The organism is Pseudolysinimonas kribbensis (genome assembly GCF_039531715.1).
GTDB lineage: Bacteria > Actinomycetota > Actinomycetes > Actinomycetales > Microbacteriaceae > Pseudolysinimonas > Pseudolysinimonas kribbensis.
This window is the reverse complement of sequence record NZ_BAAAQO010000002.1, coordinates 193,600-208,806: the sequence shown is the minus strand read 5'-3', so window position 1 is coordinate 208,806 and position 15,207 is coordinate 193,600. Positions and strand designations below refer to the sequence as shown.

Annotated in this window: 17 protein-coding genes; 11 read left to right on the top strand and 6 right to left on the bottom strand. The window is 74.8% G+C overall.

Annotation, left to right across the window (positions count from 1 at the left end):
* The first annotated feature begins 75 nt into the window (after positions 1-75).
* Positions 76-567, top strand: coding sequence for an SRPBCC family protein (locus ABD285_RS01675; RefSeq protein ID WP_284253535.1), 492 nt, complete (start codon positions 76-78; stop codon positions 565-567).
* Between the two features lie 10 nt (positions 568-577).
* Here the strand turns inward: ABD285_RS01675 and ABD285_RS01670 are convergent, their stop codons facing one another.
* On the bottom strand, positions 578-1,192 hold the full coding sequence (locus ABD285_RS01670) for a TetR/AcrR family transcriptional regulator (RefSeq protein WP_344199733.1): 615 nt from the start codon (positions 1,190-1,192) through the stop codon (positions 578-580).
* Positions 1,193-1,259: 67 nt separating this feature from the next.
* Between ABD285_RS01670 and ABD285_RS01665 the strand changes: the two genes are divergently transcribed.
* Positions 1,260-1,901, top strand: coding sequence for a peroxiredoxin-like family protein (locus ABD285_RS01665; RefSeq protein ID WP_284253532.1), 642 nt, complete (start codon positions 1,260-1,262; stop codon positions 1,899-1,901).
* Positions 1,902-1,911: 10 nt separating this feature from the next.
* Here ABD285_RS01665 and ABD285_RS01660 read toward each other — a convergent pair whose 3' ends face one another.
* Positions 1,912-3,063, bottom strand: coding sequence for a sensor histidine kinase (locus ABD285_RS01660; RefSeq protein ID WP_344199730.1), 1,152 nt, complete (start codon positions 3,061-3,063; stop codon positions 1,912-1,914).
* The gene (locus ABD285_RS01655; RefSeq protein ID WP_284253530.1) at positions 3,060-3,776 is read right to left on the bottom strand and encodes a response regulator transcription factor; all 717 of its coding nucleotides are present in this window, start codon (positions 3,774-3,776) and stop codon (positions 3,060-3,062) included. Before ABD285_RS01655 ends, ABD285_RS01660 begins: the two co-directional genes overlap by 4 nt.
* Positions 3,777-3,900: 124 nt before the next feature.
* Here ABD285_RS01655 and ABD285_RS01650 point away from each other — a divergent pair, with 124 nt between their 5' ends.
* From ABD285_RS01650 to ABD285_RS01640, 3 genes are read left to right on the top strand one after another with little or no spacing between them, the layout of a single operon-like run.
* Positions 3,901-4,560, top strand: coding sequence for a glycosyltransferase family 2 protein (locus tag ABD285_RS01650; protein ID WP_284253529.1), 660 nt, complete (start codon positions 3,901-3,903; stop codon positions 4,558-4,560).
* Positions 4,557-5,189 (top strand): TIGR04282 family arsenosugar biosynthesis glycosyltransferase, encoded by a 633-nt coding sequence (locus ABD285_RS01645; RefSeq protein WP_344199724.1) that lies wholly within the window; start codon positions 4,557-4,559, stop codon positions 5,187-5,189. Before ABD285_RS01650 ends, ABD285_RS01645 begins: the two co-directional genes overlap by 4 nt.
* A complete protein-coding gene (locus ABD285_RS01640; protein WP_284253528.1) occupies positions 5,186-5,881 on the top strand; it encodes a class I SAM-dependent methyltransferase in 696 nt (231 codons plus the stop codon). Before ABD285_RS01645 ends, ABD285_RS01640 begins: the two co-directional genes overlap by 4 nt.
* Here the strand turns inward: ABD285_RS01640 and ABD285_RS01635 are convergent.
* The 3 genes from ABD285_RS01635 to ABD285_RS01625 are packed head-to-tail and all read right to left on the bottom strand — an operon-like array spanning position 5,841 to position 7,544.
* On the bottom strand, positions 5,841-6,320 hold the full coding sequence (locus ABD285_RS01635) for a hypothetical protein (RefSeq protein WP_284253527.1): 480 nt from the start codon (positions 6,318-6,320) through the stop codon (positions 5,841-5,843). The two genes, ABD285_RS01640 and ABD285_RS01635, sit on opposite strands and share 41 nt — an antisense overlap.
* A complete protein-coding gene (locus tag ABD285_RS01630) occupies positions 6,317-6,943 on the bottom strand; it encodes a molybdopterin-dependent oxidoreductase (RefSeq protein ID WP_284253526.1) in 627 nt (208 codons plus the stop codon). The genes ABD285_RS01635 and ABD285_RS01630 overlap by 4 nt, the downstream gene beginning before the upstream one ends.
* The gene (locus tag ABD285_RS01625; RefSeq protein ID WP_344199717.1) at positions 6,924-7,544 is read right to left on the bottom strand and encodes a hypothetical protein; all 621 of its coding nucleotides are present in this window, start codon (positions 7,542-7,544) and stop codon (positions 6,924-6,926) included. The genes ABD285_RS01630 and ABD285_RS01625 overlap by 20 nt, the downstream gene beginning before the upstream one ends.
* A gap of 111 nt (positions 7,545-7,655) precedes the next feature.
* On the opposite strand from ABD285_RS01625, the gene ABD285_RS01620 reads away from it, so the two are divergent.
* The 6 genes from ABD285_RS01620 to ABD285_RS01595 all read left to right on the top strand — a co-directional run bounded on the left by ABD285_RS01620 (position 7,656) and on the right by ABD285_RS01595 (position 15,203).
* A complete protein-coding gene (locus ABD285_RS01620) occupies positions 7,656-9,077 on the top strand; it encodes a glycosyltransferase 87 family protein (RefSeq protein ID WP_284253523.1) in 1,422 nt (473 codons plus the stop codon).
* Positions 9,074-9,901 carry an MTAP family purine nucleoside phosphorylase gene (locus ABD285_RS01615; protein ID WP_344199713.1) on the top strand — a complete coding sequence of 276 codons (828 nt, stop codon included), beginning with the start codon at positions 9,074-9,076 and terminating at the stop codon, positions 9,899-9,901. The genes ABD285_RS01620 and ABD285_RS01615 overlap by 4 nt, the downstream gene beginning before the upstream one ends.
* Positions 9,898-10,920 (top strand): NAD-dependent epimerase/dehydratase family protein, encoded by a 1,023-nt coding sequence (locus ABD285_RS01610; protein WP_344199710.1) that lies wholly within the window; start codon positions 9,898-9,900, stop codon positions 10,918-10,920. Before ABD285_RS01615 ends, ABD285_RS01610 begins: the two co-directional genes overlap by 4 nt.
* Positions 10,917-12,407, top strand: a complete 1,491-nt coding sequence (locus ABD285_RS01605) for a hypothetical protein (RefSeq protein WP_284253520.1) — start codon at positions 10,917-10,919, stop codon at positions 12,405-12,407. Before ABD285_RS01610 ends, ABD285_RS01605 begins: the two co-directional genes overlap by 4 nt.
* 43 nt (positions 12,408-12,450) lie before the next feature.
* The gene (gene pdxR, locus ABD285_RS01600; RefSeq protein ID WP_284253518.1) at positions 12,451-13,914 is read left to right on the top strand and encodes a MocR-like pyridoxine biosynthesis transcription factor PdxR; all 1,464 of its coding nucleotides are present in this window, start codon (positions 12,451-12,453) and stop codon (positions 13,912-13,914) included.
* Between the two features lie 89 nt (positions 13,915-14,003).
* Positions 14,004-15,203, top strand: a complete 1,200-nt coding sequence (locus ABD285_RS01595) for an MFS transporter (RefSeq protein WP_284253517.1) — start codon at positions 14,004-14,006, stop codon at positions 15,201-15,203.
* The last annotated feature ends 4 nt before the right edge of the window (positions 15,204-15,207 follow it).

The window sequence follows — 15,207 nt, the reverse complement described above, 5'->3', positions numbered from 1 at the left end:
CCGGATCGCCGATCCCGACTGCGCGTCCTCTCAGGATCGCACCCCGCGGCGGCCCGGGCGCTGTACCGTCGGGACATGTCGATCGCCACCGCCGTCCGTGCCCGTGTCGGCGGACTCCGTGCTCCCCGTCCTGTTCCCCGGGCGCGCGAGGTCGTCGTCTCCCGTCTCGTCGCGGCGCCCCTCCCGGTCGTCCGCGAGTGCTGCTGGGACGCGGTGCGCCACCACGTCGTGCACGGTCTCGGCACCGCGAAGGTGCGCATGGACTCGGTGAGCGGCACGATCGCGATCGGCCCCTTCCGCCACGAGTACCGGGCGGCCCTGGCGGCAGGACCCGGTGCCTTCCGCTGGCGCGGCAGCGCGTCGAGCGGCGAGATCCGGTTCGCGCCGATCGATCAGGACCACACGCGTGTCGACGTGGTCCTCCGATGGACTCCGCGAGCGGCCTGGGCGCAGGCGGCGGTTCGCGTCGACCTGGACCGCCGGCAGATCGAGGCGGACCTGCATCGGTTGGCGTTGATCGCGGAGAGCCAGGCGGCCGAGGACCGCCTGGGCCCCATCGCCGTCTGACCCGATCGGCTCACGGCCGCTCGGGCGCGCCGAGCAGTTCGAGGACGCCGTCGAGCGCGGCCTCGAGCGGGGCGGTGCTGCGGCGCAGCTGAGCCAGCAGGAGCCCGCCCTCCAGGGCGGCGAGCACCGTCGTGGCCAGTCGGCCCGGTGCGCCGCCGGTCGCGAGCGCGCCGCGGCGCGCCATCGCCTCCAGCCCGCGGCGGAACCGGCGCTCCCACTCGTCGAACGTCACGCCGAGGGCGCGGCGCGCCCGGTCGTCGATGTCGGACAGCTCGCTCGCGAGCGAGCCGAGGGGGCATCCGCCGACGCACGCCTGCGCCTCCTGGCCGGCCACGACCGCGTCGCGCCAGGCCCGCCAGGCCTCCCAGTCGTCGAGCCGCACGAGCTCGTCGCCGCCCAGGACGGACTCCGCGTGGTGCGCGATCACCGCCTCGACCAGCCGCGCCTTGTCGTCGAAGTAGTGATAGAGCTGCGACCGGCCCACGCGCGCCTCGGCGCCGACGTCGTCGAGCGTCGTGCGGGCGACGCCGTCGACGAGCATCAGCCGCGCCGCCGCCGAGACGATGCGCTCGCGCGTCGCGCGGCCCTTCGCGGTCGCCGGGAGCGCGGGGGCTGAGGTGCTCATTCGACGATTGTACTCGCCAGTACATTCTGTCGCGGCTGGGATGGAGCTCCGACCCCCTGGAGGAGACATGACCAGCACCCCCATCGCCGACGAGGTGAGCGCCCCGCACGCCGGCCGCCCGGAGAGCGCGTACTCCCGCGAGCAGGTCGCGCTGGCGATCCTGCCGCGGCCCGACCTCAGCGGTCGGATCGGGCAGCCCTTCCCCGACGCCGCCCTCCTCGACGTGCACCGCGAGCCGACCTCGCTCGCCGCCGCGGCCGCCGGCTCGCCGATCGTCGTGGTGCTGTACCGCGGCGCCTGGTGCCCATACTGCAACGTCGCGCTGCGGGTGTACCAGCAGCAGCTCGTCGAGCCGCTCGCCGCCCGGGGCATCCGGCTCGTCGCGATCAGCCCCCAGCACCCGGACGGCTCGCTCACGATGCAGGAGAAGCACGCGCTGACCTTCACGGTGCTCTCCGACCCGGGCAACCGGATCGCCGAGGATCTGGGCGTCGTGACCCAGCCCGGTGATGAGTCCCGCGCGCTGCAGCTCGAGAACGGGCTCGACGTGGCGGCCACCAACGCGGACGGCACACCGCGGCTGCCGATGCCGACGACGGCGATCCTGGATGCGGACGGCGTGCTGCGCTGGATCGAGGCGCGGCCGGATCACACGACCCGCACCGAGCCCGCGGAGGTGCTCGCGCAGCTGGACGCGCTCGGTCTCTGACCCGGCGGCGTCAGGCTCCGGCCGGCTCGCCGATCGCGCGGCTCGGCAGGTGGATGTCGAACCGGCTACCGCCGGCCACGTTGCTCGCCTCGATGCGGCCGTCGTGGGCGGACACGATGCCCCGGGCGATCGCGAGCCCGAGCCCGGCGCCGGCGCTGCGGCCGACCAGCGGCTCCGGCGTGCGCGAGGGATCGCCGCGCCAGCCGGCGTCGAAGATCCGCTCGAGCTGCTCGGCGGCGATGCCCCCGGCCGTGTCCTGCACGGTCAGGTGCGCGCGGCCGTCGTCGCGCCGTCGCGCGGTGACGCGCACCACGGAATCGTCGGGGGAGTGCTGCACGGCATTGACCACGAGGTTCGCGATCACGCGCGAGAGCAGACGCGCGTCGGCGACGATCTCGGCGTCGTCGGCGTCGACCTCGATCCGGATGCCACGGGGCAGGCCGATCGGGGCGAGTTCGGCGGCGGCCTGCGTCAGCAGCGCTCGCAGCGGAACCGGCGCCGCCGCCACGCGCAGCACACCGGCCTGGATCTGCGAGAGCTCGAACAGGTCGTCGACGAGCGCGCTCAAGCGGTCGACCTGGTCGCGCATCTGCCGGTAGTAGTTCGCCGGGTCGCGAGCGACCCCGTCCTCCAGCGCCTCGGACATCGCGCGGAGGCCGGCGAGCGGCGTGCGGAGGTCGTGCGAGATCCACGCCATGAGCTCGCGCCGCGAGGCATCGATCCGCGCGATCTCCTCCCGCGCGCTCGCGAGCCGCTCGCTCGTCGAGGTGAGCTCGGCGGCGAGTGCCGACAGCTCCGACCCCGACGACGACGCCACCGGCACCAGCTCCCCGTCGCCCACGGCGCGCACGGCGGTGCGCAGCCGTCCTGCCGAGCGGCGCAGCACGACGCCGAGCCCCGTGGCCATCGCGAGCGAGACGACGGCGGCGACGCCGCTGACCCAGAGCGAGACCAGCAGGTCGTGGGACGAGAGGTACATCGCCAGCGAGACGGTGGCGATCCCGGCGACCATCGCCACGACCCCCGCCGCCGAGACCACCTGCAGCTGCAGGGTGAGGGTGCGACGACGCAGCACCAGGAGGAGGGAGATCGCGACCAGGCCGACGACGCCCGCCGCGGAGGCGGCCATGCCGACGATGGCCAGGATGTCGCCGATCGTCACGCGGCGACCTCCGAGACGAAGCGGTACCCGACGCCCCACACCGTCTGCAGCGTCGTCGGGTTCGAGGGATCGGCCTCGACCTTCTCCCGTAGCCGCCGCACGTGCACGGTCACGGTGGATCGGTCGCCGAATTCCCAGCCCCAGACGGCCCGCAGCAGCTGGTCGCGACTCAGCACCCGATCCGGGTGCTTCAGCAGGTACGCGAGCAGGTCGAACTCGCGCATCGACAGCACGAGCGGCTCGCCGTCGAGGGTCACGAGGTGGTTCGAGGCGTCGAGCCAGAAGCGGCCGAGCCGGAAGGGCGCCTCGGGTGTCGTGTCGTCGACGCTGCGGCGCAGCAGCGCCGAGACCCGCAGCACGAGCTCGCGCGGCGAGAACGGCTTGGGCAGGTAGTCGTCGATGCCGAGCTCGAGGCCGTCGATGCGCTGATCGGTCGCGCCGAGCGCGCTCAGCATCACGACGGGGATCGGGCCGACCTCGGCACGGAGCCGGCGATACACCTCGAGGCCGTCGATCCCGGGCAGCATCCGGTCGAGCACGATCGCGTCCGGCCGGGTGCGGCGCACCGCCTCGACCGCCGAGAACCCGTCGGCGGCGCGGTCGACGATGAGGCCCGCAGCGTCGAGGTAGTCGCACACCACGTCGCGCACCGCGGGGTCATCGTCGACGACCAGCACCCGGCGGTCGGTGATGTCGGCGGTCGCGGAATTCATGGTGACGCCATTCTCGCGCGCCCGGCCGGCGCCGAGCCGGTGGAGACGGCGCCGCAGGGCGTCCGTCTCCACTTCGTAAGGGTTCGGCGGCCCGCCCGCGCTGTGCCCTCCTTAGCGTGGCGGCGTGAGCGCCTGCGTGGATGTCGTCCTGCCCTGCCTCGACGAGGCGGCGGCACTGCCCGGCGTGCTCGCGGCGCTGCCGCGGGGATACCGGGCGATCGTCGTCGACAACGGCTCGCGCGACTCATCGGTCGAGGTGGCGGCGGCCGCCGGCGCGGTCGTGGTGCGGGAGGAGCGTCGCGGCTACGGCGCCGCCGTGCACGCCGGCCTGGTCGCGGCGACCGCCGAGGTCGTGGCCGTGCTCGATGCCGACGGCTCGCTCGACCCCGGGCTGCTGCCCGCCGCGGTCGCGTTGCTCGACACCGCCGATCTGGTTCTCGGTCGCCGCCGGCCCGTGTCCCGTGCCGCGTGGCCGGCACCGCAACGGCTCTCGAACGAGCTGCTCGCCTGGCGGCTGCGCCGCCGGCTCGGCATCGCCGTGCACGACGTGCCGCCGTTCCGAGTGTTCCGGCGGGAGCCGATGCTGGGCCTGGGCCTGACCGATCGGCGCAGCGGCTACCCGCTCGAGACACTGGTCGCGGCGACGCGCGCGGGGTGGCGGATCGCCGAGCTCGACGTGCCGTACCGTCCGCGGATCGGGCGCTCCAAGGTGTCGGGCGACCTGCGCGGGGCGATCAGCGCCGTGCGCGACATGACGGCCCAGCTGCGGGCGGCCGGCGCATGACCGCCGTGGTCGTCGTCGCCAAGCACCCGGCGCCGGGTCGCGTGAAGACGCGCCTGCATCCGCCCCTCAGCCTCGCGGCCGCGGCCGCCGTCGCCGCGGCGAGCCTCGACGACACCCTGGCGGCTCTCGAGGGGTTCGGAAGCCGCCGGATCCTGTACAGCGACGCCGGGCATCCGCCGCCATCGGCGTCGGGCTGGGAGCTCTTGCGCCAGCCCGGGGGAACGCTCGACGAGCGCCTCGCGGCTCTGCTCGACCGGCTCGACGAGCCCATGGTGCTGGTGGGGATGGACACCCCGCAGCTCGGCCCCGCCATCCGGCCGGTGCTGCGGCCGTGGCCGGACGACGTCGACGCGTGGTTCGGTCCGGCGCTTGACGGCGGGTTCTGGGCGCTCGGGGTGCGCCGACCGGACGGGTCGCTCGTGCGCGGCATCCCGATGTCGCGCAACGACACCGGTGAGCGCACCGTCGGTCGGTTGCGGAGCGCCGGTCTGCGGGTGCGGCCGCTGCCCACCCTGAGCGACATCGACGGCATCGCCGATCTGGTCGCCGTGGCGCGGGCGATCCCGGCCAGTCGCACGGCCGCCGCGTTCGCCGCGGCCGCGCGCTCCGCGGCGCCGGCCGCATCGTGATCCGGCACAGCGTCGTCGTCGGCGAGCGTCGCGAGCCGGCGGCGTTCGGGGGCGATCCGTACGAGGCGGCCCTCGAGCGGGGCGGCGGCCTGCTGCGGGTGCAGGTGCTGACCGGCGGTCGCGCCGACGCGCTGGAGGTGGGGCGGTGGATGCGGCACGACGACGTCGATGCGGCCCTCGTCCGCCGAACGTGCGGCTCGCTGCTCGACGTCGGATGCGGTCCGGGTCGCCTGGTGCGGGCCGCCGTGCTGGCGGGGCGCATCGCCCTCGGCGTCGACGTCTCGCCGGCCGCGGTCCGCCACGCGATCAGACAGGGCCTGCCCGTGCTGCGCCGCTCGGTGTTCGGCGCCGTGCCGCGCGACGGGGAATGGGGCGCGGTGCTGCTCGCCGACGGCAACATCGGCATCGGCGGCGACCCGTGCGCGCTGCTCCGGCGCTGCGGCGAGCTGATGGCCCCCGACGGGCGGATCCACGTCGAGACCCACGTCGATGCCGGCCGCAATCGGCGCTATCTGGCGCGATTGAGCGACGACACCGGACGCCGGGGTCCGGTGTTCCCGTGGGCGGAGCTGGGCGCGGCCCGGCTCGCGGCCGTGGCGGCGGAGGCGGGGCTGAGCCTCGACGAGCAGTGGACCCGGGGCGGACGCAGCTTCAGCGTGCTGCGAAGGAGCGCCGGCGCACGCGCAGCGTGATGAGCACGATGCCCGCCGCGCAGAGCACGGCGAGCAGCCCCCAGACCAGCAGCAGGCGCGGCCCGTAGTCGCCGGGCAGCACCGTCGGGTTGGCCGGTCCGAGGTGCTGAGCCCAGAGCTCGGGGATCACCGCGAGCGTCAGCAGGGCGCCGATCGCGAGTGCGCCGCTCACCAGCTGCACCGCCGCGGATGGAATCCCGATCCGGCGGCCCGCGGCGTCGCGCACCCGGCCGACCAGCGTGAGCGTCGGCACCAGGATCGCGTCGTGCAGCACGATCGCGCAGCCCAGCCACAGCACGATCCCGGTCAGCCGCGGTCCGGTCGGCCGCCCGAACAGGAGCACCGCTCCGGTCACCAGCAGCGCGACGCCGATCCCGTACAGCGTGAGCCGGATCGCCCAGAACGCCCCGGCGGACAGCTCCCGCGGCGCCGCGCTCACAGCGCCTCCAGGCGGGCCAGCCACTTGGTCTGCAGCACCCCGGGACGCCCGGGCGCGATGATGCGCGCGGGGTAGCCGTGGTCGAGGTCGAGGGCCTCGCCGTTCAGCTCGAGCGCGACGAGGGCCGTGGGATCGCGCGCGAATTCGGTCTCCATCGTCGTCACCCGGTACGCGCCGTGGGTCTCCAGACTGCGCACCCGGATGCCCCGCGGCGTCGTCGACCCGACGTGCGCGAACAGCTCGGCGAGCCGCACACCCCGCCAGTGCGCGGACGTGCTCCACCCCTCCACGCACGCGATCGGCAGCACGGCCTCCGTCTGCGGCAGGCGACGCAACTGGGCGCGGCTGAACGCGGCGGTGCGCCCGTCCGCCTCCACCTCGAGCCGCCAGCCGGGGTCGAGGGCGGCATCCCGCACGCCCGCCTTGCGCGCCGTCCGGTTGATCGGAAGGCTCTGCGGCCCGGCTCCGTACCGCCGCGGCGCGAAGAGGTTGAACCCGTCGAACGGTGCGAAGCTCTGGCCCGCGGTGAGCAGAACGAGGGCGCCGGATGCCGCCGCGATCGTCCCGAAGAACGCCCGGCGGGTCAGGAGGTCGCGCCGCGGTTCAGGCGCTGATGTCGGCATCCCGACCCTCCGTTCCGTGGCGCTCGATCGGCGGCCGGTCGGGCCGCGGGCGCTCGCGCCGCGACCAGTGCTGCACGATGATCGGCAGCTTCACGCCCACGTGCACCGCGAGCGCGCCCACGAGCACCCAGGCCAGGGCGAAGTGCGTCTGCCGGAACGGGAACGGCCACGGGTACCACTGGTACGTGTTGATCAGACCGATCGCCGGCTCGAGCAGGGCCGTCGCGACGAGCACGCCGACCAGTCCGCGCTCGATCAGGTGCAGCACCCCGCGCAGCGGCGGCCATTCGAACAGCCGGCCGTAGACCGACCAGAGCTTGCCGAGCAGCAGCGGCACGAGCGCCAGGCCGGCCGTGACGTGCACGCCCTGGGTGAGCTGGTAGATCCACGCCGGCCGGGTCGGGAACACCATGCCGGGCAGCGGATCCTGCAGGAAGTGGCTGTACAGCCCGGTCAGGAAGCAGATCAGGAACGCGGGCCCGAGCAGCCGGCCGAGCACGACCGCGGAGCGGGGGCGGCGCACCGGGGAGCCGAGCCCGCCCTGCGCACGTCGCATCCGGGCCTCGAGGGCATCGCCCAGGCGCTCGGTCAGCTGCGTCACGAGTCGATGCTCGCCGGTGCCGGCCCGAGCGGGGCGCGGCAGTTCTTACGGTCCGCGAACGGATGCCGCGTTCGGGCCGGATGGCCGCGACCCGCAGGCGAGCATCGAGGGATGCGCGTGGTGCTGCCGATCGTGGGCGCCGCGGCGGCGCTCGCGGTGGCCGTCGCGGCGGTCGTCGTCGGGCACGCCTTCCAGCTGTTCGACCGCTCCGGCGCCTGGCCGCTGACGGCGGTCGGCGCCATCGCGCTCGCGGGGTTCGCGGTGGCCGTCACGCTGCTGTTCCGGGTGCGCGGGCGCGCCGCGCTCGTGCTCGTGGTCGTCGGCGCGGCGGTGCTGGGCGGTGCCGCGCTCGCGGGGCCCCCGCACCTGAGCACCGACTCGGCGCGCTACGCCTGGGACGGCATCGTGCAGGATGCCGGCGTCTCGCCCTACGAGCACGTGCCCGCCTCGTCGGCGCTGGCCGGGCTGCGGCCGGGGTGGTTGTACCCGGCGCCCGTGGACGGGCGCTGCGCCGGCCAGCGGATCATGAGCACCCGCGAGGAGCCCGGCGGCGCCCTGCTGTGCACCGCGCTGAACCGGCCCCGGGTGCCGACGATCTATCCCCCGGTGAGCGAGGCGTACTTCGCGGCGGTGCGCGCGCTGGTGCCGACGACCGCCGCGTACGCGCCGCTCCAGGTCGGCGGGCTCCTGCTGGTCGGCGCGGTCGGCGCGCTGCTCGCCCTCCTCCTGCGCCGCGGCGGGCGCGATCCGCGGTGGAGCGCCCTGTGGCTGTGGTGCCCGTTCGTGCTCGACCAGGCGGTGACCGACTCGCACGTCGACGTGCTGGGCGTGCTGTTCGCGGTCGCCGCCACCGGGGTGCTCGCGGTGCCGGTGCTCCGCCGTCGCCGTGCCGTCGTGGGCGGCGTGCTGCTCGGACTCGGCGTCGCGACGAAGTTCATCCCCGGTCTGGTCGCTCCACCCCTGCTGCGCCGGCGTCCGGTGGCGGTGGTGCTGGCCGCGGCGGGCGCCGTCGCCGCCGTCTACGCGCCCTACCTGCTGGCGAGCGGTCCGAAGGTGATCGGATACCTGCCGGGGTACTTCTCCGAGGAGGGGTACGAGTCGGGATCGCGCTCGGCCCTGCTCTCGCTCGTGCTGCCCGGATCGTGGTCGACCGTCGGCGCGGCGGTCCTGGTCGCGGTGGTGGCGGCGTTCGCGGTCTGGCGTGCCGATCCGGAGCGCCCGTGGGGCGTGCAGGCGGCGGTCGTCGGCGCGACGCTGCTGATCGTCACCCCCGCCTACCCCTGGTACGCGCTTCTGCTCGTGCCGTTCGCGGCGATGGCGGGCAGGCCGGAATGGCTCGTCGTGACCGTCGCGATGACGGTGCGGCAGCTGCATCCGGGCCTCGCGACCAGTCGCGCCGCCTTCGGAGCGGCCGTGATCGTGCTGCTGGTCGCGCTCGCCGTCCGGCACCGGGCCGAGATCCCGGCGGTCGTCTCCCGCCTTCGACTCCCGTTCGGCGCCCGCGCGCCCCTGCCCGAGAGGACCTCCCGATGAGCGCCACCGCGTCCGTCGCCATCGCCGTGATCGGCGGTTCCGGACTGTACCGGCTGTTCGACGATCCGGAGCGGATCGACCTGCAGACGCCGTACGGGTCGCCGTCGGATGCCGTCACGATCGGCGAGCTGGCCGGCCGGCGGGTCGCGTTCCTGCCCCGGCACGGGGAGGGGCACCGGCTCGCGCCGCATCGCATCAACGCCCGCGCCAACATCTGGGCGCTCGCCCGCCTGGGTGTGCGGGCCATCGTGTCGTCGTCGGCGGTCGGCGCCGTGGATCCGGCGCTGCGCCCCGGCGACCTGGTGCTCCCGTCGCAGCTCATCGACCGCACCTGGGGGCGTGCCGACACCTACTTCGACGACGACGTGCAGCACCTGCCGGCGGCCGATCCGTTCGATCCGGAGCTCCGGCGCCTCGCCGCGGCGGCCCTGCGCGCCGCGGGGGAGAGCCCGGTCGACGGCGTCACGAGCGTCGTCGTGCAGGGTCCGAGGTTCTCCACACGCGCCGAGTCCCGCTGGTTCCGTGCGGCCGGCGCGCAGATCGTCAACATGACCCAGTACCCGGAGGCCGTGCTCGCGGCCGAGCTCGGCGTCGGCCTCGTCGCGCTCTCGTTCGTGACCGACATCGATGCCGACATCGATGCCGAACGCGACGGCGCGGCGACGGGCGACGGCGCCGACGCGGAGCTCGTGCTGCGCCGGATGGCCCAGGCGGCTCCGCGCATCCGCGCCGCGATCGCGGCGATCGTGGCGGCGATCCCCGACGACTACGCGGGTCGCCGCCTGCTGCCGGCCGCCGCGATCGATGCGGTGCTCGCCCGATGAGCCGCATCCTGGTGACCGGCGGCCTCGGGTTCATCGGATCGCACGTCGTCGAGCGGGCGATCCGGAGCGGGCACACGGTGCGCGTGCTCGATCGCGCGATCGGCCGGGTGCCGGCCGGCGTGGAGCTGATGCACGACGACCTGACCCGTCCGGGCGCCGCCGACTCCGCGCTGCGCGGGATGGACGCGGTCGTGCACCTCGCGGCGAAGGTCGGGCTCGGGGTCGACTTCGACGACGCGCCCGAGTACACGAGCGTCAACGTCACGGGAATGGCGCTGCTGCTGGCGGCGATGGCGCGCGCGGAGGTGCGCCGGCTGGTGCTGTCGTCGTCGATGGTCGTCTACGGCGAGGGCGCGTACCGCGACGCCCGCGGCCCGGTCGCGGTGCCCCCGCGATCCGTCGCGGATCTGGAGGCGGGGCGCTTCGACCCGATCGGCGACGACGGGCACGCTCTCGTGCCGCAGGTCGTCGACGAGTCGGCCGTGCCGGATCCCCGCAACGTGTACGCCGTCAGCAAGCTGTCGCAGGAGCAGCTCGCGAGCGCGTGGGCGCGGGCGGTCGACGGACGCGTAGCGGCCCTGCGCTATCACAATGTCTACGGCCCCCGGATGCCACGCGACACCCCCTATGCCGGTGTCGCCGCGCTGTTCCGGTCAGAGCTGGCGCACGGCCGGGCGCCGCGGGTCTTCGAGGACGGCGGTCAGCGCCGCGACTTCGTGCACGTGCGCGACGTGGCGGCCGCGAACCTGGCCGCCCTCGACTGGGCATCCGCGATCGCCGATCCGGGGCTGCGCGCGTTCAACATCGGCAGCGGTGTCGTGCGAACGGTGGGCGAGCTGGCATCGTCGCTGGCGGCGGCCGTCGGGGGGCCCGCGCCCGTGGTGACCGGGCAGTACCGCCTGGGCGACGTGCGACACATCACCGCGTCGTCCGATCGGGCGCGACGGGAGCTCGGCTGGAGCGCGGTCGTCGCCTTCGAGGACGGCATGCGGGAGTTCGCCGCCGAGGCGGCCGCGTGACGACCCTCGTCGCGGTGCCGGTCGACGCGCCCCCGGCATCCCGGCGGCCCGCGATCGCCGCGGCCTGCGGTGTCGGCGTGGTCGGCGCCGCCGTCGCGCTCGCCGGCGCCGGCATCCCGTCGCTGTGGGGCGACGAGGTGGTCAGCATCATGTCGGCGCGGCGCTCCTGGGGGTCGCTCGCGGACGAGCTCGGCTCGATCGACGCCGTGCACGGGCTGTACTACGCGATCCTGCACGTCTGGGTCGTCGTCACGGGCTCCGACGCCGTCGCGGTGCGCGCCCTCTCGGCGCTCGCCGTCGCGCTCGCGGCCGCGGGCATGGTGCCCCTGGTGCGCTCGCTCGGCGGCGGACTCCGTCCGGCGCTCGTCGCCGGCCTCGTGTTCGCGGTGCTGCCCCGCGTCGCGTACGCGGGCAGCGACGCGCGGTCCGCGGCGCTCGAGATGGCGGGCGTGGTCGCCCTGAGCCTGCTCCTGGCGCGCGGCGCCGTCGCGCGGCCCGGATGGCGCTGGCTCGGCTACGGAGTCGGGCTCGGCGTGCTCGTCACGCTCTTCCTCGACACGGCGCTCGTCGTCGCGGCTCATCTCGTGCTCGTCGTGCTGCTCACCCGGGCCCCCGAGCGCCGCGCCGCGCTGCGCCGGTTCGCCGCGGCCGTGGGGATCGCCCTCGTCCTGAGCGCGCCCGTCGTGATCGCGGGATGGCGTCAGCGCTCCCAGGTCGGCTTCCTCGCCGACCGCGCCCCGACGCCGCGCACAGTGCTCGTGACGCCGTGGTTCGGCGACGCCGCGCTCGCGATCGCGGCGGGCGGGTCCCTGCTGCTCGCCGTCGTCGCAGTCCTCAGGCGGGCGCCGCTCGCCCGGGCGGGGATCGTGGCACTGGTGGGCGCGCTCGTGCCGTCGGTCGTGATCCTGACCCTCGGCGCGGCGCTCGGCGGGTTCTACGCCGCGCGCTACGTCGGCTTCACCGCTCCGTGGGTCGCGCTCCTGCTCGCCGTCGGGGTCGAGGAGGCCGTGCGCCGGCTCCCGGCGGTCGGACGGGCACCGGCCTCGGCGGTCGCGATCGCGCTCGTGGCGGCCCTGGCCGCGCCGACGGTCGTGTCGCAGCGCGCACCGACCGCGCGCAACGCCGGCACGGACTGGAACGAGGTCGCCGCGCTGATCGCGGCCCGATCGCACCCCGGCGACGGGATCGCGTTCGACGACGGCGTGCGGCACTCCCGTCGTCCGCGCCTCGCCCTGCACGCCTACCCCGACGCGTTCCGCGGGGTCACCGACCTCGGACTCGTCACGCCGTACGAGCGCACCGATGGCCTCTGGGACCTCACCCGACCGCTCACCCCGGGGCTCATCGGTCGTTCCGACCGGGTCTGGCTGGTCACCCGCAGCCGGCACGGCGCCGCGCAGGTCGAGGCCCTGCGTCTGGCGGGGCTGCATCCCGAGCGTGCGTGGTCCCTGGATGCGGACGTCGTCACGCTCTGGGGGCGGCCGTGACCCGCGGCGAACGCGACGGGACATCGACGGCTACGCTGCACGCATGCCGGAGGCCGCGAGCAGCGCGCCGGTCGAGATGCTCGCGCGCGCCGGGATCGATCTGCACCTGGAGCTCCGGGGCTCGCGAATCCGGGCGTCGCTGACCGACGCGCTCCGCGAGGCGATCCGCACCGGCCGGCTCGCGCCCGGGACGCGGCTGCCGGCCTCGCGGGCGCTCGCCGCGGACCTCGGCATCGCGCGCGCGACGGTGACGGACTGCTACGCCGACCTCGTCGAGGAGGGCTGGCTGACGGCCCGGCACGGATCGGCGACGCACGTCGCCGATCGGGTCCCGTGGTCGGCCGAACCGGATCCGGCGCCCCCGGCGGCACCGGCGCCCTCGCGAACCCTCAGCCCCGGTGCCGCCGACTTCGCGGACTTCCCGCACGGTCCGTGGCTGGCCGCCGCCCGTCGGGCACTGCCCGCAGCCCCCTACAGCGCCTTCGGCTACGGTGACCCCCTCGGGAGCAGGGAACTGCGCACGACGTTGGCCGAGTACCTCGGGCGCGCTCGCGGCGTGATCGCCCGGCCCGAGACGGTCGTGATCACCTCCGGGTTCCATCACGGACTGACGCTCCTGGCGCGAGGGCTGGCCCGCTCCGGAACCGGAGCCATCGCCGTCGAGGGCTACGGCCTCGACATCTACCGCCTCACCCTCAACGACGAGGGACTGACCACGCCGCCGCTCACGGTGGATGACGAGGGCGCGCGGATCGGGGAACTGGACGCCCGCCCCGACATCGGCGGCGTGCTCCTGACCCCGGCGCACCAGTTCCCGCTGGGCGTCGCGCTCTCCGCGGAGCGGCGGATCGCCGCGCTCGAGTGGGCGCGCAGGACGGGCGGGCTGATCCTCGAGGACGACTACGACGGCGAGTTCCGCTACGACCGCAAGCCGATCGGCGCGATGCAGGGCCGGGATCCCGATCACGTCGTCTACCTGGGCACGGCCAGCAAATCGCTGGGTCCGGCACTGCGCCTGGCCTGGATGGTCGTGCCCGAACGCTTGATCGCCATGGTCGGCGAGGGCAAGGGCCGGGTCGAGACCGTGAGCGTCACCGATCAGCTCACCCTGGCCGAGTTCATCCGGTCGGGAGCATTCGACCGCCACGTGCGGGCGCGGCGGCAGAAGTACCGGCGCCGCCGGGAGGAGCTGATCCAGGCGCTCGCACGGTCGGCGCCGCGCGTCCGCGTGCTCGGGATGAGCGCCGGCCTCCAGGTGGTGCTGGAGCTTCCGCCGGGCGGGGAGGCCGCGACCGTGCGGGCGGCGGAGGCCCGGGGCCTCGTCGTGAGCGGGATGGCCGAGTTCCGCCATCCCGACCAGTCCGCGTCGGTGCCGCTCGACGCGCTCGTGGTCAACTTCTCGGCGCTCTCGGACAGCGCCTGGCCCGCCGCGCTGGAGTCGCTCTGCGAGGTCGTGGGGGACAGCCCGATCCTGACACCGGAAGTGGTCTGTAATCCCGGCGAGTGAGTGGTCCGTAAATCCAGTCCACATCTGACTAGCTTGGCAGTCGTCGGCACGAAATCCCTCGGTGTCGTCGTCCACGTCGAGGAGTCCCGATGACCTCCGCATCTTCCGCTCGGTTCCTGCCCGCGGGTGTCGCCACGGCCGGTTCGGCGGTCGCCTTCTCCAGCCTCTATCTCGGCGCGGGGGCCCTGACGCCGCTGCTCGTGGCCTATCAGACGCGATGGGACTTCCCGCCCGCGATGCTGAACGTCGCCTTCGCCGTCTACGCGGTCGGCTTCCTCGTCGCCGCGCTGACGCTGGGCTCCCTCTCGGATCACGTCGGCCGTCGACCCGTGCTCGCCGGTGCGCTTGTCGTGCAGCTCGCATCCGACGTGCTGTTCCTGGTCGGCACCGACATCGGCTGGGTCATCGCCGGCCGCGTGGTGCAGGGCGTCGCGAGCGGGGCCGCGACGTCGGCCTTCACCGCAGCGCTCGTTGAGCTCGCGCCGCGGGGCCGGAAGAACCTCGGCGCCGTCCTCGGCAACGTCAGCCTGACGGGAGGGCTCGCGCTCGGCTCGCTGCTCGCCGGCCTCGCGCTCCAGTTCAGTCCCGACGCGAACGAGATCGTCTTCGTCGTCCTCATCGTGCTCACCGTCGTCGGCGGCGTCGCCGTGATCGCCTCGCCCGAGACCGCCGGCGGGCAGGGCGGCACGGCGCGGTCCCTCGTCCCTCGCGTCACCGTTCCCGCCCCGGCGCGCGCCCAGTTCGCGGCGCTCGCGCCCGTGATCGCCGCAGTCTGGATGCTGGCCGGCCTCTCCGGCGGGCTGGCGCCCGCCATGGTCCGGAGCGTCTTCGCGCTCGACAGCGGCTTCGTCAACGGCTTCACGGGATTCGTGGCTCCAGCCGTGGCGACGCTCGTCGCGCTGCTGTTAACGCGCATGAGCGCCGGACGGGCGACGGGGATCGGCATCGCCGCGTCCCTGATCGGCTCCCTCGGCATCGTCGCGGGCATCTCCGCGGACAGCCTGGCGATCGTGCTCGCGGGTCAGGCGATCGCGGGTCTCGCGTTCGGCGCGTCGTTCAGCGGTGCGATCCGGCTCATCCTGCCGCTCGCCCCCGCGCATCAGCGTGCGGCCGTGGTCGCGGCCGTCTATGTCGTCTCGTACCTCGCGTTCGGCGTGCCGATCGTGGTCGAGGGCGTCCTCGCCACCCCGTTCGGGACCGTGCCCGCGGTGGTCGGCTACACGATCGTCACCATCCTCCTCACGCTCGTCAGCCTCCTGGCGCAGCTGCGACTCCGGCGCACCGTGTGAGCCG